The sequence below is a fragment of the Chryseobacterium oncorhynchi genome (assembly GCF_002899895.1).
GTDB classification, from domain to species: Bacteria; Bacteroidota; Bacteroidia; order Flavobacteriales; family Weeksellaceae; genus Chryseobacterium; species Chryseobacterium oncorhynchi.
The window spans coordinates 1-19,637 of sequence record NZ_PPEI02000002.1 but is presented as its reverse complement, the minus strand read 5'-3'; the positions used below and the strand labels follow the sequence as shown (position 1 = coordinate 19,637).

The window sequence follows — 19,637 nt, the reverse complement described above, 5'->3', positions numbered from 1 at the left end:
AACTTTTAATTTTAAACAATGAAGAGTTTATTAAACATCATAAAAGGAATAACTTTCTCAGCAATCATACTGGGAGCCATCACATCTTGTATGGCCAGAAAAGAGTATGAGAGACCGAAGAACGTTGTTGACGAAAAGCTTTTCCGTACCGATATGCTTCCTTCAGACAGTGCTACCATTGCCAATGTTTCATGGAAAGAAATCTTTACAGATCCTATCCTTCAGGGACATATTTCCAAGGCTTTAGAGAACAATCTGGATATTAGAATTGCGCTGCAAAGCATTAATTCTGCAGAAGCCTACCTGAAACAGAGCAAAGCAGCCTATCAGCCAACACTATCTATTGGTCCCAATTATACTTTCCAAACCCAGTCTATCAACACCCAGTTTGGGCAGATTATTGGAGAGAGACGGTATGTCAATCAGTTCGATATCACAGGAACTATTGGATGGGAAGCAGATATTTGGGGAAAACTAAAAGCACAGGAAAAAGCACAGCTGGCAACTTATTTAGGAACTGTTGCGGCTCATAAAGCGGTAAAAAGCAGCCTAGTTGCCTCTATTGCTTCTGCTTATTATCAATTACTGACTTTTGATTCTCAGAAAAAGATCATTACAGAAACCATTGCGGTTCGTGAGAAGAATCTGGAGGCAACAAAGGCTTTGAAAGCTTCAGGATCTCTTACAGAAGTAGCCGTACAGCAGAGTGAAGCACTTGTTTTCAATGCAAAATCTCTATTGATTGATATTGATACACAAATTCAATTGCTGGAGAATACAATGAGCCTTTTAATGGGAGACTCATCTCATACGATTGAAAGATCTACCTTAGAGGGACAGAATCTTCCGAGCGATGTAAAGCTTGGGTATCCAACTCAATTGCTGGCTAATCGTCCGGATGTAATGAGAGCAGAGTATACCTTAATGAATGCATTTGAACTGACCAATGCTGCGAAAGCTCAGTTTTATCCAACATTAAAACTTACAGGATCAGGAGGGCTTCAATCTGTAGATATTGATCACTTGTTCAGTGTAAATTCATTATTTGCCAATGTGGTAGCAGGATTAGCACAACCCATCTTGAATAAGAGACAAATTAAGACCAACTACGATGTAAGTCTTGCCAATCAGGAAACAGCGTATCTGAATTTTAGAAAGACTGTTCTTACTGCAGGGAAAGAAGTTTCTGATGCTATCAGGGTTTTCTCTGTACAAGATTCATTTATTGAATTAAAGCAAAAAGAACTGAATGCCTACAAAAAATCAGTGGACTATTCTCAGGAATTGGTAAACTATGGTATGGCGAATTATCTTGAAGTTTTGAATGCAAGCGTTAATTCATTGAATGCTGAACTTAATATTTCCAATGCACAATACAACAAAATGAAAGCATCAGTAGAGCTTTATCAGGCTTTAGGCGGAGGCTGGAAATAATCGTATTTTGTAATACAGTATAATAAAAACGTATGTTAGCAATGGCATACGTTTTTTCTTTATCTGACTCATTTTTTTTTAAATCATGGAGATACAGTGGTCAAAAGTTCTGCCATTTCTGTAAAATCTTCATACCTATTTTAGTTGATCAAGCTTGGGTAATTCACAGCTTTATTACAAAAAATCGTGATACAAATTCCTGAATTATATATTAAATTTATTTCCCTTTAACTCACTTTTACTAAGTTAAATCAGCATTTCTGGAAACTCTGAAATGATTTTTTTTGTACTGAGTAAAAAATGTCAAAAAAAATAATTTTGATATTTGATATTTTATATCTTTGTCATGTAATTAAGTAAGTTAAATATAATCTTTCAGAAAGTTGAATAACTCTGTATGGTTTATTTATTCAGTATTAAATTAACAACTCTTTATTAACACACAAATTGAAAACAATGAAAAAAAATCTTACTCCATTAACCGGAGTATTGTTCTCGAATACCACTTTTCCCTAAACTGGTATTAATACAATAACCCCCACAAAAGCAGCTTCAAAAAAAGATCAATATTTGATACTTTATATTTTTGTCATGTAATTAAGTACTTTAAATGTAATCTTTTAAGGGTGTTAAGTGGTTGTTTATAATGTATTTAGATAATGTTAAATTAACGACTCTTTATTAACACACAAATTAAAAACAATGAAAAAAAATCTTATTCTATTAGCCGGAGTATTGTTGTCGAATACTACTTTTTCTCAAATTGGTATTAATACATTAACCCCACAAAAGCAGCTTCATGTTAATGGAAGTTTGCAGGTAACAAATGAAATAAATGTTGGCGGAAACGCTAATACAGCAGGTAATGCAGGAACATTAGGACAGTATTTAGTGTCTAATGGGCCTGGAGTAGCACCCTCTTGGCAAACATTCGCGGGTATTGTACCGAACGCTAACGGTTCAGTGATAGCTGTGAACGGTCAATTATTAGTTGCACAAGAAATTACGGTACAATTGTCATCGGATTTTACAGCTCCATCACCGGCAGCTTTTCCAATTGGTAATTTAAATGTAGAAATTATTGATAATGACAATACCTATGTAGGAACAGCGACATCAAATTCATTTACTGTTAATGCAAGCGGTGTATATCAAGTTATTATGAATATGCAGATTTCCAATACAAATAGCGGAAATCCTGTTGTTGGAATTTGGGATGATACTTTAGGCAGTTGGGTTGCTCGTGTAAATGATAGAATTCAGACACCTACCGCAACTGATACGGTTTTACAAACATTTACTCTAATAACTTCTATTAATATGGATTCTACACATACTTATTCATTTAGAGTAGCTTCTAATGGTACAGCAACTGTGATAAAGGCATTAAGTACTGGAACTACAGGGAGTGGTCCAGTTAGCCAGGTTACGATAAAAAGATTAAAATAGTACAAGCTTATCTGTTTGTTAAAAAGGCTGTCTGATTTTTGACAATCTTTTTGGCTTTATTACTGGAAAGCTCTTGATATCTTTACAAACAAGAATGCTATTTTTTGAGTAGAGCAAAGTTTTCCTGTCTTGATTATTTTTGAATTTTAGAAGAAAAAGCCCCAATTAAGGGGCTTTTATATATTATTCTCTATCATATTTTATTAAAGTATCTCTGTGAAATTCACCTATTTGTAGAATTTCCTGAGCAAACCAGATACATTCGTAATATTCAGGACCTCTCAATCCCAAATCATTGATTGTTATTATAGTTCTGGCATCTGATTTTAAATAAACGGTATCACCTATTTTTAATTCCATGTAATTTTAGTTTAAAGTTAAATTCAAATATAGTGAAATTGAAAATTATTTTATGATCATACTTTAAAGGAAAGGTTATGAATGGAAAAAAGATAGTCAGTCTTTTTACTAGAGAGCATTGCAACTTAAAAATTCAAAGTAAATCACGTCTCATAAATATTCAGCTAATTAATTATGAAATCAATAGTTCAAATATAAAAGAAAACCCCACTTTATTAAATGGGGTTGTAAGTTATTCTATTGATATGACACCATTTAAATCATGATCTGATAAACATCTAAAATAAGCTAATTCAAATGAATTTAGATTTTCTAAAGTTATAGTTGTTGCTGTTGCTGTTGTTGAGCCTTCTTTAATCCACAGTTGTCCTTTAATTTCTATAACTTCAATACTAGTAACAGCTTCACCTTGACAAGCTGATATCATATATCCATCACCTAAATAAAGATCATTGTTAATCACAATTCTAGGACCGTTTTTAGACGTATTATTGTTGTTTAATCTTTTCACGGTAAGGTTATTATCTAGGCTTGAAAGAAAAGTATTTGTATCTTTAAGTAAATAATTATCTAAATATTTTACATCTTTTTCAGTAGTGAATTTTAAAACAGATTTTCCGTTTATAATTTTAGCTTCTATTTTATTATTAACGGTAGTGTTTTTTTTAGTTTCTATATTATTTTCAATGTTATTATCTTGTTCGCAAGAATTTAGAAATGAAAGAATCACTATTGAGCATGCAATAGCTTTGAAAGGAATTTTAATTCTCATGGTATTAGTTATTTTTAATTTATACAAATCTATCATTTATTTTTATTTAGATTAAATAAAAATAAATGATAATTGTCACTGTTGTATTGATTAAAAATTATTGTATAAAATTGGATCTTATCTTTAAAATTTATTTTTAAGTCTTTTTATATTATTTTTTTTATGTTAAATCTCTATATGGAGAATTCTTATTATATTTAACACCTAAACTAAAATCAAAACCATGAAAAATTTGAAAAAAATTTCAAGAGATCAGCTAAAAGAAGTAAAAGGTAGCCAAAAAATATGTCCTCAGGGATCGAAGCCAATGCATTGCCCTAACAGTCCGATCCCGCAATGTTATGCGGAGCAACTGACATTAGAATGTCCTGATTTTTAAAAATATAATCCCTCCATTAGAGGGATTTTCTATTTCGATTCTTTTCCTAATTTAAGTACAGGACTCGAATCAATACTTTTTCTAAGATCTGAGAAGCTGCTGAATTTTTTTCTTATAGTTTTTATTACGTCTTCTCGTTTTTAAAATCATAATGACAATGAGAGCGAGAATAATAAAACCTGTAATGACTGAAACAATAATGAAATTATCATAGTGCTTTGTTACTTCATTACTTTTTCTCTGGGTTTCTATATTATGAGCGTCAATAGCATTGTTGATAGAGCTTAATTCACTTTGTTCTCTTTTGAATTTATTTTCTATATACTTTTTACTGTATATCTGGTACATATCCTGTTCTCCCATGGCCAGATAATTATCCGACATTTCTTTGTAAATTCCCTCATTGAGGGTAAGATCTCCTGATTCTTTCCCAAGTTCCTGAGCTTTAATCAGCAGTTCTAATGCAGTTTGATTCTGATGTTTCTGCTTCTGTACTTCAGCCATACCCTTTAAGGCAAAAGCTTCCAGACTTTTAGCTTTAATAAGGTCGGCAAAATCCCTTGACCTTATAAATGCTGTTTCTGCATTTTCTGACTGGTTAAGATTAAGATAACAATATCCGATATTATAATACATGATACTCTGGTTAAAGAAAGTGGTCTTTTGATCTTTTACTTTTTCAAAATTTTGAACAGCTATTAAGAATTCCTGAAGAGCAATTTCGGGATTAGACTGGCTCTTATAGATCATTCCCCGTAAAGCATAGCTTCTGGCTGTCTCAAAATATTTATAAGATAGTCCGTCCGGAAGCTTGGCTAAATATTCGTCTGCCTCATCCAGTGTCTCGAGACTTTTACTGTAAAGCTCCATCTGCTGGAACAAAACAGCTGTCGAAATAAAAAAACTGGCTTGTATTTTCGGATCATGGGTTTTCCTAACAAGCTCTCTGGCCTTTAGAATATGCTTGAGTGATTCGTCAAAATTTCGTTTGGCAATTTCAGCGGTAGACAAAAGCAGATAGATCTTGATGGATTTATTGATGTCTTTCTCTTTTTGAAGTAGCTTTTTTCCTATGCGGATGGCATTGTCAGGATTGTTATAAATTTCCTGATTGGCTTTTTTTAACAGAGAATCATCTGAAATTTTTTGCCCCAAAAGCGGAACTTGACAAAGCAGTACCGTAAGCAGAATAATTCGGGTAATTAATTTCATGATCTTTTATTTTTAATGATTTCCTGAATGTAAGTATTAGGTGACATCCCCGTTACGGATTTAAAAACGTTGGTAAAGGCTCCATGTGAAGAAAACCCTGAATATTCTGCAAGATAGCTTACCTTGTAATTGAGATAAGCTGTATCTGTCTTTAGCAAGTGCGCAATGTGATTAATTCTCAGTTCATTAATATACCCATTGAAGTTTTTCTCTTTATTATTATTGATAACTTCTGAAAGATATTTTGTATTAATCCCTGTCTGTGCAGAAAGAACAGAAATAGACATACTTTTGTTCAGATAATTATCTGTCTGTTCCCATTCTTTTAGACACTGAAGAATCTCGTATTCTTTTTCCTTTGAGATCTTTGGAGGATCTTTTTCCTGATTTTTAGTTGCTTTCTGTATTTCATTTTTTACCCTTTCCCCTTGTACAGATATTGCCTTTTCTCTTTCTACCAGCTTTTCAAAAAAAACAACTTGCTTTTTCAGATCCTTACTTCTTCCTGATTCGTATAAAAGGTAGGCGGCCAAGCCTAAAATAAGAAGCAGAATAATAACTGTATTGATTTTCAACTGATTGAATTTGCTTTGTTTCTGAAATTGAATGTTTTTATGATGATAGGTTTCAATCAGTTTTACAATATATTGTATTCCTTCTTTCTTACTGGAATTGATCTTCGTTTTTAGTTCAGTATAAAGGTTATTATAGTAATGATATTTTTCATCATTATTGAGAGCCAGATAATTTTTTGCATACAATTCATAGAAAATAGATTTCATGTCATTGTAAGGTAGGTTTTCAATTTTTGAAAATCCATCATTAAGATACTTCAAAGAGGATAGATAATCTTCTTTCAGGAAAAAATAGCGGGACATACTCTCGTAGGCAAATGCAGAAAGAAAAGCAGGGTCTCCATGGCTTTCTATGTCCTTTATTACCAGATCCAGTAATTTTTTAGACTCCTCCAGCTTGTTGAGCTTCATCAGAAATGTAGAACGGAAAATGATATTTTCCTGCCTCATAATCCTATTTTCTTCATTATTTTGGTCAAGATACTGATTGCTTTTATCAAGATATTGGAGAGCTATGCCGTAATCACGGGTAACCCCCGAATTAATAGCCTGCAACTGAAAGAGCTTTGCAATGGTCATTCTTTCCATTACATGAATGCTTTTTAAAAGCTTACGGTCCGCCAATATTCCTGTAATGATTTTCTTAGACTGATTGTATAGTCCTAAATTCTGGTACTGGTCCGCCAGATTATAATCTCTAAATAACTGTATGAAGTGGGAGAGGTTTTCATTTTGACTTTCATCTTCTTTTTGATTGGATATATTGACTGCTTGCACATAGTTTCCTTGCAGAGCGAAGGCCTGTGAAATAATTTTTCTAAGAATAACCTTATGCTCTGGGTTTTTGTCACTAATCAAAAGGCTTTGTGAATAAGTGATGCAGTCATCCGGATTTTGATAGAGTTTCTGAAAAGCTTTATCTGTTAAAATACTAAAATCAGGAGCTGCCTGCCCGCTGATAAAAATGGGAAACAATGAGATGAAAAATAATATCCAGATATTACTTTTCAGTATTTTTTGCAGCAAATAGTTTCTGTTTAGCTTGTTTTTCTTAGATATTATTGGCATCCGCCTTTTTTTAAGCTTGATTTTTAATTATCTGAATATTAGATTTTTACATTTTTTATTCTTGTAAAATGCACGAATTATGCAAGCTAATCTCTTCATAAGGGGCAAATATAACGCTAATATTGTTTAAACCTTTGAGTTGATTGAAAATATTAGACTTATCTGGATATTTTGATGAATTTATCATACTTATATGATGCTATGGTTGTAAAAAAAATAATCATATTCAATGAAGATTTAATAAATAAAGATAAGTGGGAGAGGATATCATTTTGTCTCTTTTGTAGCCCTAAAATTTAGGTAGAATGATAAGTATGAAATCATATATAAGGGTATAAATTCTTTAACAACGATACTATTTCTTAACTCTAAAAAATAAAAAATGAGAAAGCATTATCTATTATGGATGATTTTACTTATTCCGTTTTTATCGCTGAATGCACAGACCTATTGTGTACCGGTTGCGGGAACATCCACTAACTATTATTTAAAAAATGCATTTTTTTCGGATCAGGGAACTTTGTATTATGATGCTGCTGCATATCAGGGGTATGTTGACAACTCTACAAGTCATATCGTAACTTCTTATCCGGGGGGAACGGTGAAAGTGCATTTGGAATTTGCTGGTGGCGGGACCAAATCATTGGTTTGGGTAGACTGGAATGGAAATGGGGATTTCAATGATTTTTATGAAAACCCTATAGGTACATCTCCCTACTCAACAGTTGATGATGAATTCTTTATTCCACCAAGTCAGGCCGCGGGAATATACAGAATAAGAGTACAGACAGGAACAAACCTTAATAGTTCACCAAATCCATGTGGTCCTAATACAGGTAGCAATGGTAATTTTGTAGATTTCAGTTTAAAAGTTGAACCTACAGTTCCTACTTGCTTCGCTCCATCTGCCCTTATTTCAAATAATATAACAACAAATACGGCTACAATTTCATGGACGGCTCCTGCTTCCATCCCAGGAAGTGGCTATGAGTATTATTATACTTCTTCTGCTATTGTTCCGGATGCTTCTACGCCAATATCAGGGATAAGTACAACAACATCTGCAACGATTGGTGGATTAACTCCGTTTACTTCGTATTACTATTATGTAAGATCGGTTTGTGGTACTTCTAATAAAAGTGCGTGGTCTTTAAGAGGTGTATTTAAAACCAAGTGCAATGCTATAACTTCAATGTTTGAAGATTTTGAAAACGCTACTACCGGAACTTTTTATAATTTAGATTGTTGGGATAAAATTATTTTAGGAAATGGCTACCAAGCTGTTAGTGCGGGAAGTGGAGTCAATAGTACAAAAGGGTTATATCAAAGCGCAAGCGGTGCTGCTAATATGGTTATTGCTATTCTTCCGGCTTTCAGTAATGTAAATACCGGAACTCATTGGTTGAGATTTAAGGCCAGATATGCTAGTTCTACGCAAGGCCCTTTAGATATTGGGTATGTAACCAATGATACGGATGCGTCTTCGTTTGTAAACATTCAATCTGTAAATATTGTAAATAATGTTTTTGATGGCTACGAATATTCAGTAGTTGTTCCTAATACTGTTCCTGCTAATGCAAGACTTGCAATAAGAAGCGGAGGTACAACATCTACCAGTTTGTATCTGGATAATGTATATTGGGAACCTAAGCCTACATGTATGGCCCCATCCAATATAGTGTTATCTGATATTACCAGTGCATCTGCCACTATTGGCTGGACAGCATCTATACCTAATCCTGCTTCAGGATATGATATTTACTACAGTACAAGCAATACTCCTCCAACTTCTTCTACAGTACCTAATGTGATAGGAGTAACAGGAAACCCTTATACATTGCAAGGACTTAATTCTGCCACTACCTATTATTTCTGGGTAAGAGCAAGATGCAGCACAACAGATCAGAGTGCATGGACAAATGTAGTTTCTGCATTGACACTTTGTGCCCCCAAAACATCACTTTTTGAAAATTTTGATTCTTATAATGCCGGGCTTATAAATAATGCTCCTTGCTGGGGAAGATTGGCTACGGGATCAGGAAATGTAAGTATTACTAGTACTGGAGCTTATTCTGGAACGAAGCATATATTACAAAGACCTATCACAGGATCTTCTATGGCTATTTTACCTGAATTGAGCAATATTAATGCTGGAACACATTCATTGAAGTTCAGAGCATATTGCAGTACCAATGCTGGGGTAATGCATATTGGATATGTAACGGATCCTACAAATATTGCCTCATTTGTATTGATTCAGGATGTTAATATTACCAACACTGCCTATGCAGGAGCGAGTGAATATAGTATTGTTGTTCCTAATACGGTTCCTGCAACGGCTAGGCTTGCCATATTTGTAAATGGTGCCAATATTAACTATTACTATGATGATGTATCATGGGTTCCTACTATTGATTTGGGAGTAAATGATGTAACAACCAAACATGATATCATTATTTACCCTAATCCATTTACAGACACGATTACTATTTCAGGAGAACTAGAATTGAAATCTCTTTCTGTATATGATGCTTCAGGTAAAATAGTGAAAGAAATAAGATCTTCTGAAAAAACAATTTCATTGCATGAACTGAACTCCGGGATGTATATGATAAAACTAATCATGAAAAATGGATCTTCTAAAGTAATAAAAGCAGTAAAAAAATAAATATGTTGTCTCTGCCATTATAAGCGGCGAAATCTTTTCGTCGCTTGTATGGCAGATTTTAATACTGATCATTCAAGGTGCAATCTTTATCCTAGAAAAGTATATAAAGATGATTAAAACCTGTACCTATTTTCTATTATAAAAACAAAAATATTTAATGATCCCTAATAATATTCCTCATCATACAAAACAATGGCCCGTATTTTCAAAGAAGCTTTTGTTTAGTTTTTTATTGATGTTTTTTGCCAGCAATCCTCTTTTTTCACAAAGAGATACCGAACATTGGTTTGCCCCTATTAAGGAAGCACATATTAATACGACTAACAAGCAAGCTTTATTTTTATCCACAGATTCTGCTGCGCCTTTTCCTGTTACCATTTACAATAACAACATTGCTATCGGAACCGTAACAATCAGTAAAGGAAATCCTAAATCATTCGAGATTCCTAAAGATGTTATGATTACAGATTCTCAATCTGAAATATTCAATATCAAAACAAGAGGGTTGTATGTAAAAGGAGAAAAACCTTTTTTCTGCACGTTCAGATTTTCGGTAGATAAACATGGAGAAATCCTAACTTCTAAAGGTAAAGCCGGAATAGGAACCAAGTTTTATGCAGCCTATGCACCATTGTCCGATAAAAATCCCAGTTTTAATTTTACCTGCGGAATTTTAGCAACAGAAGATAATACTACAGTAACGGTTTCCGGTTATAATCCTTCTGTTCAGTTTTCTAATGGAACTACAGGAGCCGGTAATCCTGTTATAACTTTTAGTTTAAAGAAAGGGGAGTCCTATATTATTGAAGGAAACGGCAACTTTATATCCAATTTAACGGGTTTTATTGGAGCAAAAATAGTTGCGGATAAACCTATCTCGGTAACCAATGGTAATTTTACAGGTCAACACACGGCAATTGGAAATGGAGCAGGGGGAAACGATATTTATATGGACCAGTCTATTCCGGTAGAACGATTAGGTGATGAATATATATTAATGAAAGGAATGGCTCCCATTGCCTATGAACTTGAAGGAGCAGTAGTTGTTGCCACAGAAAATAATACTCAAGTGTTCTTAAATGATGAAACCACTCCTGTTACAACTTTGAATGAAGGACAATTCTACAGAATTCTTTCAACGGGATACATCAGTCAAAATTTTAGTGGCCATTATAATATGCGGATTAAAAGTACCAAGAAAATTTATGTCTATCAGCTTTTGTCGGGGGGTACCTCAGGAACATATTACAATACAGGTGGAGCTAATTATATTCCTGCCATCAATTGTTTTCTTCCCAAAAAAATAGATGAAATAGGTATGATTAATGCGTTACCTTATTTCACAACTATCGATCCTAAAGTTAGGTTGAATATTATTACCGAAACTGGAGCTACTGTATCCGTAAATGGAACAACTTTATCTGGTGTTCAAGGGCCGTATCCTGTAACAGGAAACCCGAATTGGCAAACTTATTCATTGGAAAATGTAACCGGTAATGTTACGGTAAGTTCTACCAAAGCCGTCACTGCAGGAATAGCAGCAAGTCATGAAGCGGTAGGCTACGGTGGGTATTTTGCAGGATTCTCTTCTATGCCTGTTATTGCCAAGAAGAATGGAAATTGTATTCCGGGAATGGTGTTGGAAGTAGATGACAGCTACGTTTCTTATCAATGGTACTTTAATGGAAGTCCCATTACAGGGGCAACTACCAATACTTATTCTCCAACTAAAGCAGGAAATTATACAGTAACTGTATCTGTAGGAGGAAGCTGCCCTTCCGCAACAACCCCGGTATTTGAAGTGGTGATGCCTCCTCAACTTCCTAATTTACTTGCTGATAAGATGATCTGTGCTGATGAAACAACAACTCTGGATGCAGGCCCAGGCTTCCAATCCTATGAATGGAGTACAGGAGCTACCACACAGTCTATATCCAATGTAGGAATCGGAGATTATTGGGTTATTCTGGGATATAATGGATGTTTCAACAAATACGATGTATCCGTAAAACCCGCTCCGAAACCGGTAATCAAAAATATTGATATTGAGAATAAAAAAGCTACAATCACCGTAATCGGAGGAAAGCCTCCCTATATGTATTCTACAAACAATGTAAACTGGCAAAGCTCTAATACATTTATCAATCTGCCAAACGGACAGAACAAGTTTTATGTAAAGGATGCTTATAACTGCGAACCTATAGGAGTAGAAATAACCCTTATCAATATTATTAATGCCATTACTCCAAACGGAGATCATATTAACGATACGATTTCCTATTCTGAACTAGGCTATAAGAAAGATTTATCCTTTTCAGTCTATGATCGATACGGAAATAATGTTTTTAAAGGCACGGCATTCAACAATTATACATGGGACGGAAAGTTTGGTAACAAGACCATGCTCTCCGGAACATATTGGTATGAAATCTCTTGGAAAGAACCGGCTCTACAAAATACAGTCATTAAATATACCGGTTGGATTTTATTGAAAAACAGAGAATAACTCAACACTTATTAATCGCAATATCATCAACAAGAAAGCTTGTTAAACAGCGTTGTGGTTTGCTTAATTTAAAAACTTCCTTATAATTTATGAAAAGGATCTTATTTATTTTTATACTCTTTCTATCTCTTTCTATTCAGGCTCAGAGAGATACAGATCATTGGTTTGCACCTATGGCAGGAAGTCTTGCCAACGGAAGCCCAAAGCAGGCTTTATATTTATCTACAGACAATATAACTCCTTTTCCTGTTACCATTTATAATAATAATGCTGTAATAGGAACGGTTACCATCAGTAAAGGAAACCCTCAGACATTTGATGTTCCCATAAATCTCATGCTGGGTCAAAATCCTGCTGATGCCATGAGCGTAAAAACAAGAGGTCTTCATCTTCATGGTGATTTTCCTTTTTTTGCAACGTACAGGTTTTCAGAAGTTAACCATGGTGAGATTTTAACTTCTAAAGGAAAGGCCGGAATTGGAACTACATTTTATGCAGTTTATGCTCCATTGATGAATAATTCAAACACCTTAAATTTCACCTGTGGTATTCTGGCTACTGAAGATAATACGCAGATTAAAGTTTCAGGATATAACATGACCACCTGGTTTTACAATAATTTTAACGGGCTTACTCATCCTTCCATTACCATCACTTTAAATAAAGGTCAATCCTATATATTTGCAGGACTTGCTACTAAACCAGGAAATAAAGATGGGTTTATTGGAGCTAAGATAGAAGCCACCAAACCGGTTTCAGTAACCAATGGAAACTTTCGGGGCCAGTTTGGGCTTACTCCGCCGTATAATGGTGAGGATATTATTATGGACCAGTCAGTTCCTGTTGAACGTTTAGGAAATGAGTTTGTCCTTATCAAAGGGATGGGAAATCTTCTTCCTGAAATTGAGGGAGCCATTATTGTAGCTACTGAAAATGACACTAAAATCTGGATAAATAATAATCCTACTCCTGTTGCAACACTCAATGAAGGTGATTATTATCGAGTGAAAGCTAACGGTTATATAGTGAATGGCCCTGCCCATCTTAATATGTATATCAAAACAAGTAAAAATGTCTATACCTACCAGCTTTTATCCGGTACTGCAGATAACGATGCCACAGAAGGATTTAATTATATTCCGCCTCTAAACTGTTTTTTGCCTAAAACTATCGATGAAATTGGAAAAATAGGGGAGCTTCCTTACTCTACTACATTTAGCCCGCCACTTTTTGTAAAACTTAATATCCTTACACAAACAGGAGGAAATGTAACTGTAAACGGTGTTGCCCCAACGGCAGCACAAGGTCCTTTTCCTGTAACGGGAACTACAGATTGGGTTTCATATTCTATTCCTAATATTACAGGAAACATTACTGTAACTTCTACCAATGCAGTAACTGCAGGAATAGCAGGAGGTAGTGGAAACTTAGGGTATGGGGGATATTTTGCAGGGTTCAATTCTATTCCGGTAATCAGTAAATCTTTAGGAGAATGTGCTCCGGGAATTGTTTTACAGGTTGAAAGTGGTTTTACCCATTATCAATGGAATCTTAACGGAAATCCTATTCCGGGAGCCACTACCAATACCTTTTCTCCTACACAAGGAGGAAGTTATACGGTATCTATCACTAAAGAAAATTGTGTGTTCACAACGTATCCTTACAAAGTTTATTCTTGTTTGGTGAATACCATAAAACCACTCAATGCCTGTACTGCAGGAAGACCTACGCTAATTACCCCGACATTCAGTAATTCGACGCAGATTCCCGTTCCTGGTACCGTACAGGTTATAATACCACCGGCAAACGGAACTTTAACAATAGATCCTGTTACAGGTATATTGACCTATACTGCCAACGCAGGAACAACTGTTGATACTTTTACCTATAAATTTTGTGGAAATGACCCTCTATTTACAGATTGTGAGCAGGTTAAGATAAACGTTACAGTACAACCTTTAGTTCTTACAGACGCTACTGTAAGTACTTGTAATGTAAATGGCTCCGGTATTTTTGATTTAACGACAGCCAATGTGGGAGGCCCTGCTACAGCTGTTAGAAAATATTATCCGACACTAACAGATTTAAATGCAGGAATCAATGAGATTCTCCCGGCAAATGCCTATCCATCAACAGTACCGGCTACAGTGTATGTAAAAGTGACCACAACGGAAGGATGTACAGCCAATGCAAAGATTACACTTCAGTATTATCGTGCACCTGATGTTATGGATGCCACACTTTCTGGGTGTTTTGTTGTTAATAACCCAAGTCAGGGAACTTTTAACCTAACAGCAGCAATTGTAACTTCTACCAATCCTGTTACAAAGAACTATTATCCAACCTCTAACGATGCAGTGAACGGAACCAATGAGATAATGACTCCAACTGTATATGTTTCCTCAAATACGACAGTGTTTGTGAAGATTACAACAGTTAATGGATGTTCTGACTTTGCTAAAATAACATTGAAAGTTACTCCTCCAAAACCATCATCACTTTTGGTAGATCAGTATATATGCCCTCTGGCAGTCACCAAATTAGATGCTGGACCTGGTTATACATCCTATTTATGGAGTACGGGAGCTACAACACAGGTTATTCAGAATGTACCGGTGGGAAATTATTGGGTAATTCTTACGGCAGACGGATGCGAGACCAAGCAGTTTGTAAAAGTAATAGCAGTTCCGGGGCCAAGAGTTAAGCGTATTGATATAAAAAATAATACAGTAACCATTATTGTGGAGGGAGGAGAACCTCCTTATCAGTATTCCAGAGATGGTATTATATGGCAAGACTCCAATGTATTTACGGATCTTCCACGTGGCCGTAATACTTTTTATATAAAGGACTCCTATAACTGTGATCCTATAAAGGTTCAGATTACAGTACCTAATCTTGTCAATACAATTACCCCAAACAGTGATGGAATCAATGACGATTTAGATTATAGTGAACTGGCCTATTTGAAAGATTTGAAATTCAATATATTCAGCAGATACGGACAGCTTTTATTTTCTTCAGATAAAAGTAATAGTCTAAAATGGGATGGTTCCATTGGAGGAACTCCTGTAAGCAGTGGTACATATTGGTATGAAATAACATGGACTGAATCAGACACTAAAACTCCGGTAGCCTATTCAGGATGGATCCTGGTGAAAAATAGGAATTAGGGATTTACTATAATTTGAAAGGGGGATTTATTATATAATGATGCAGACGGTTTAAGCGGATGAATGTAGGCAGTGCAGATTTCGATTTGTACTGCCTTTTTTATGATTGAAAGATAAACATAAAAAAACCACACTTAATAGTAGAGCTTTTATTTATTGTAGAAAATACGGATTCGAACCGATGAGCTTTTAACTGACAGTCTGAAATTTTGTCAATTTATAGGTAATCCAAATATTTTTGAAAATTTAGAAGATACGATGCTAATAAGCAAAATGCCTGAAAAATATAGGAATAAGGATAAAGATTCTTTCGCTCATAAATATGGCGAATTATATTTGGAGGGATGCATCAATTTTCAACAAGAAAAAAGGTACATACAGAAAGAAATAACCCCTGTTAATGCAGGGGTTTTATTTTGGTAAAGTAACTGTTCTTCCGTTAAGGTGGTTTAGATAGACTATTTTCTTTTCTTTCATGAGTCTTTCCACAAAGACTAAAAGCTCTTTAAAACTTATGTTTAACTTTTCATCAAGTTTATATAAATTTAATCCATTATTTCCTCCGGTCTTTTTGTGATATTCTTTCACAAGATCCATAAATTTAGCCTCTAATTCTTCCTGATTTTCCACGGAGTAAAGATACTATTCTTTGAGGATATATTATAATTTATAAATCCTCATTTTTTGGTTTAAAATTTCTTCCCGCACCTTGTCGTAGAAAGGTAATTTTACCTTGTGTTTTCTTTGCTTTTTCAAGAACTTCCAATGCTTTTGATCGTTCACTAATTTTGCCAGCGTGTGTTATATTATCCTGACGTTCACTTTTTTTCATACTTCAAGATAATGAATTTATTTTAAAAAAACAAATTTTTCATCTTTTGCTGTATTTCAATATTATCACAAATTTGTGATTGGTCCTCTTATCTGGCCATATATCGCTAGAAAAAAAATATTTTTTTATATTAAATCTCCAATTAGGGAATACTTATTATGTTTGGAACCTAAACTAAAATCAAAGCCAGAAAAAATTTAAAGATTTTGACACAAACCTTATGAGTGTATTTGAAAATTCAGCGATTTCTAATATAAAAAGAAAATCCTGCAAAAAAATAAATTTTGCAGGATTAATAAGCTTTTAGTGCATTTTGAAGACTTCTTCAATTATACAAAGTGGAGACACTTTGATAACTCTCTTTTGCCATATTATGTATGGAAAATTAAGTCATATTCTAGCCTATTAATCATGAGCTTATTGGATGGATATAAAACGAATAAAAACGAATTATCTGAATTAATGTTAAATATTTTCATTAAGAAAGAACTATTTCTAAATGATTTAAAGTCAGGAAATAAGGATTTTTGGTAGTATATAAAAGGTGAATTCAAAATATGTTATATTAAATCTTCAATTCTTTCTACATACTGTGAGAATGCTTTATCAGGATCATCTCTGTTTATTAAATAGTAACCCATGATTATCAATATTAGTGTTCAAAAATATTTTATTACAATTAGCTGGACAATAAATAATTATAGCGGTTATTATAATTTAGGGGCAGAATAATATCAGTTGTTTTTTTATATCACTAAATATAGAAAAATAAACTATAATATTATTATTTGAATTATCAAAGTGTGAATTGTTATTTAGATTTTTGATTTATTTTAAAGCGTGATATTAAAAGCGTGAATATTACAAAAGAAAAAGAGCCACCAATTTGGCAGCTCTATCATCCATTAAAATATTTTTCTTTTCTGGCTATTCATGAATCTAATATTCACGACTGTCATTATAAGGGAATTTTTCATAAGTACTATGAGCATACCAGTCAGAACTTATTCTAGAATCTTCTTATAGCAATTTTCTCCCTCATGATATCCAAAGCAAATTATAATGTCTTTATCTTTTTTTTCGAAATTTGTAGTCATCGACATATCTGTATCTTTAACATCTTCGGGCATTTTAACCAGATCTCTATCAAGATTCAAATAAAAGTTATCAAATTTAATTGACCCTAAACTTTCTAATTGAAATGTTGATTTATAATCTAATAATAATTTTTTATTATGATTATAAACTCTTCTTTCATACTCTTTATTTTTTTTAATAACCAAAGTATCGTATGTATTATGATAGGAAATTGGAATATATTTTCCATATAATTCATTTTCTTTAATGTTACTACAAGAAGTAATTACAAAACTTATTAGATATATAAATATTTTCATACTAAAATTTTGGTTGTATTATATCAGTTAAATTCTCTCTTTGCTATTGTAGTCTTTGATTATTATTTTTTAGTTTTGTATTTAATTCTATTGACAATATTATAATTCTACTTTACTACTTTTTTTTCCCCATTTCTTGTACAACTGAAAATCATGCATTTGTTTAATTCTATAATTTAATGTTTTAGGAAGTATTTCTTTTGTCTTTACATTTATGACTGAAAATCCATCTTTTAGTATAATATCATTTTTATATACTTTTCTGTTAACCGCTGATATACAAGGTAGGCCTAATGAATCATGAGGCGGGATAGATATTGGACTTATTGCTTCAAAATTGATTTTTAAGCTATCCATTTTATAAACATGCCTGTAATTTTCTTGAAATTCTTTAAGAGAAATCTTCATTGTGTCATCTGAGTTATTTTTGAAAAGCAAAAAAGTTTCAAGATTTTTAATATTGATACTATCATTAACAGGATAATCACACACTAAATTTTGAAAAGAACATAAAACATTATTATATTCTTTCTTGTCTTTTTTACATGACATAAAAATTAATATTGATATAAAAAAGATGTAATTTTTAGAACCTATATTTTTCATTGTATTGTTTTATATTATAGTCTATTTCTACATAATTATCCCTCATTTGTTTTTTATATTCAGGTGTAGTAAGCTTATATATAGGGGATTTCATTTGCTGATCGTAAATTTTTAGGTGATCTTTTTGCCCGTCTAGCCATGTTTGGGGATTAAGAGTTAAATGACTAACTTTTTTTCCTCCTTCATGGCTTAAGGTTGAAATCATATTGTATTTGTCATCAAGCAAAGAAGATACTGTTCCATTGCCTACCATTATTGATATTGTTTTGGTTTCTATTACACCAGTCATAAGAGCATCTGCTGTAAACTCTCCCCCATTGAAGCCTGATGTTTTCCCTACCATTTTTCCAGCATCGAAATGATAATTTGCAATTCCTAAAGAAGTACTATTACCATTAAGAGTATTTAAATCAACACCAGCGTCACTAGCATAATAATTGGCTATTTTTGTAAGTGTCGAATAGTTATTTTTATCAAATTCAACCTGACTAAGTTTTTTTTCCTGCCAAGGTGCCTGAAGCTTAGCTAAGCTAATATTCTCCTGTTGATTTCTACCAAATACATAATTTACTACAATATTGTTAGTTTTTCTACTATCTGTATAAAGAAAATTGCCATTTTGGTCAAAATGATCATCTGGAGGAATTGCTGCTCTTCCATCAGGATCAATAAATCTGATTGGATTATTGAAAGCATAAGTATATGTACTCCAACGTCTTGAAGTTTCCGCCAAAGGATCTACCACTCCCCATCTACCTAAATCTGCCATATACATCCTTGCTCCATAATCATACATCCCTGTTTCTTGTAATTCTTTACCATTGTACTTATAGCTGTAATGACTTCCAATTTTTGAAGAAGAAGATCCTCCAATATGGTTTAATCCAAACGGATAATAATTATTGGTGTCAGTAACTTCAAGAACACCTACGCTGTTTTTGGCAAAACTCACCCTTGCATTACCCAAATGATCCTTATACTGGTAAATATAACGGTTTTCTGTGAAACTGTAAAATCCTTCCGAAGTAGGTACAAAATCCAGGTTCCACTTAGGCTTTGAAATTATTGGACCAATAGCTTTCGAGTAGGCCTGTATTTCATATGCAGATTCTGTTCTACATGTAGAACATGTGCTTCCATCTTCTAGATAGGAATACTGAAATCCATCCAGATAATCTGTCATACGGGTGGTGGGAAGCCCTCTAT

General features: G+C 33.6%; 15 protein-coding genes. 6 read left to right on the top strand and 9 right to left on the bottom strand.

Annotated elements, in window-relative coordinates; all coding sequences use genetic code 11:
- Positions 1–18: 18 nt before the first annotated feature.
- Both C1638_RS05755 and C1638_RS05750 read left to right on the top strand, forming a co-directional pair.
- Positions 19–1,434: an efflux transporter outer membrane subunit gene (locus C1638_RS05755; RefSeq protein ID WP_109619121.1), complete on the top strand. Its 1,416-nt coding sequence runs from the start codon at positions 19–21 to the stop codon at positions 1,432–1,434.
- Positions 1,435–2,172: 738 nt separating this feature from the next.
- Positions 2,173–2,883 carry a hypothetical protein gene (locus C1638_RS05750; protein WP_123838346.1) on the top strand — a complete coding sequence of 237 codons (711 nt, stop codon included), beginning with the start codon at positions 2,173–2,175 and terminating at the stop codon, positions 2,881–2,883.
- A 183-nt stretch (positions 2,884–3,066) separates the two neighbouring features.
- On the opposite strand, the gene C1638_RS22275 is transcribed toward C1638_RS05750, so the two are convergent.
- Entirely contained in the window at positions 3,067–3,243 is a 177-nt protein-coding gene (locus C1638_RS22275; RefSeq protein ID WP_165826510.1) for a YodC family protein, read from the bottom strand.
- 232 nt (positions 3,244–3,475) lie between these two features.
- Positions 3,476–4,051, bottom strand: coding sequence for a hypothetical protein (locus C1638_RS05745; RefSeq protein ID WP_123838345.1), 576 nt, complete (start codon positions 4,049–4,051; stop codon positions 3,476–3,478).
- A gap of 187 nt (positions 4,052–4,238) precedes the next feature.
- Between C1638_RS05745 and C1638_RS22825 the strand changes: the two genes are divergently transcribed.
- Positions 4,239–4,394, top strand: a complete 156-nt coding sequence (locus C1638_RS22825; protein ID WP_164463034.1) for a bacteriocin-like protein — start codon at positions 4,239–4,241, stop codon at positions 4,392–4,394.
- Positions 4,395–4,475: 81 nt separating this feature from the next.
- Here C1638_RS22825 and C1638_RS05740 read toward each other — a convergent pair whose 3' ends face one another.
- Both C1638_RS05740 and C1638_RS05735 read right to left on the bottom strand, forming a co-directional pair.
- Positions 4,476–5,606, bottom strand: a complete 1,131-nt coding sequence (locus tag C1638_RS05740) for a hypothetical protein (protein WP_109619116.1) — start codon at positions 5,604–5,606, stop codon at positions 4,476–4,478.
- Entirely contained in the window at positions 5,603–7,249 is a 1,647-nt protein-coding gene (locus C1638_RS05735; RefSeq protein ID WP_109619114.1) for a helix-turn-helix domain-containing protein, read from the bottom strand. The genes C1638_RS05740 and C1638_RS05735 overlap by 4 nt, the downstream gene beginning before the upstream one ends.
- A gap of 382 nt (positions 7,250–7,631) precedes the next feature.
- Between C1638_RS05735 and C1638_RS05730 the strand changes: the two genes are divergently transcribed.
- The 3 genes from C1638_RS05730 (at position 7,632) to C1638_RS05720 (ending at position 15,596) form a co-directional block, all read left to right on the top strand.
- Positions 7,632–9,917 carry a fibronectin type III domain-containing protein gene (locus C1638_RS05730; RefSeq protein WP_109619112.1) on the top strand — a complete coding sequence of 762 codons (2,286 nt, stop codon included), beginning with the start codon at positions 7,632–7,634 and terminating at the stop codon, positions 9,915–9,917.
- A gap of 157 nt (positions 9,918–10,074) precedes the next feature.
- Entirely contained in the window at positions 10,075–12,423 is a 2,349-nt protein-coding gene (locus C1638_RS05725) for a T9SS type B sorting domain-containing protein (protein WP_228428048.1), read from the top strand.
- 89 nt (positions 12,424–12,512) lie between these two features.
- Complete coding sequence (locus C1638_RS05720) at positions 12,513–15,596, top strand: FIDD domain-containing protein (protein ID WP_109619108.1); 3,084 nt, start codon at positions 12,513–12,515, stop codon at positions 15,594–15,596.
- Between the two features lie 411 nt (positions 15,597–16,007).
- Here C1638_RS05720 and C1638_RS05715 read toward each other — a convergent pair whose 3' ends face one another.
- The 5 genes from C1638_RS05715 to C1638_RS05695 form a co-directional block, all read right to left on the bottom strand.
- Complete coding sequence (locus tag C1638_RS05715; protein ID WP_109619106.1) at positions 16,008–16,226, bottom strand: hypothetical protein; 219 nt, start codon at positions 16,224–16,226, stop codon at positions 16,008–16,010.
- 37 nt (positions 16,227–16,263) lie between these two features.
- Complete coding sequence (locus C1638_RS22270) at positions 16,264–16,428, bottom strand: hypothetical protein (protein WP_165826509.1); 165 nt, start codon at positions 16,426–16,428, stop codon at positions 16,264–16,266.
- A gap of 1,004 nt (positions 16,429–17,432) precedes the next feature.
- The gene (locus C1638_RS05705; RefSeq protein ID WP_109619102.1) at positions 17,433–17,825 is read right to left on the bottom strand and encodes a hypothetical protein; all 393 of its coding nucleotides are present in this window, start codon (positions 17,823–17,825) and stop codon (positions 17,433–17,435) included.
- A 99-nt stretch (positions 17,826–17,924) separates the two neighbouring features.
- Positions 17,925–18,431 carry a hypothetical protein gene (locus C1638_RS05700; protein WP_123838344.1) on the bottom strand — a complete coding sequence of 169 codons (507 nt, stop codon included), beginning with the start codon at positions 18,429–18,431 and terminating at the stop codon, positions 17,925–17,927.
- The coding region (locus C1638_RS05695; RefSeq protein ID WP_317047556.1) for an RHS repeat-associated core domain-containing protein at positions 18,412–19,637 on the bottom strand (1,226 nt) is incomplete at its 5' end. The genes C1638_RS05700 and C1638_RS05695, both read right to left, overlap by 20 nt.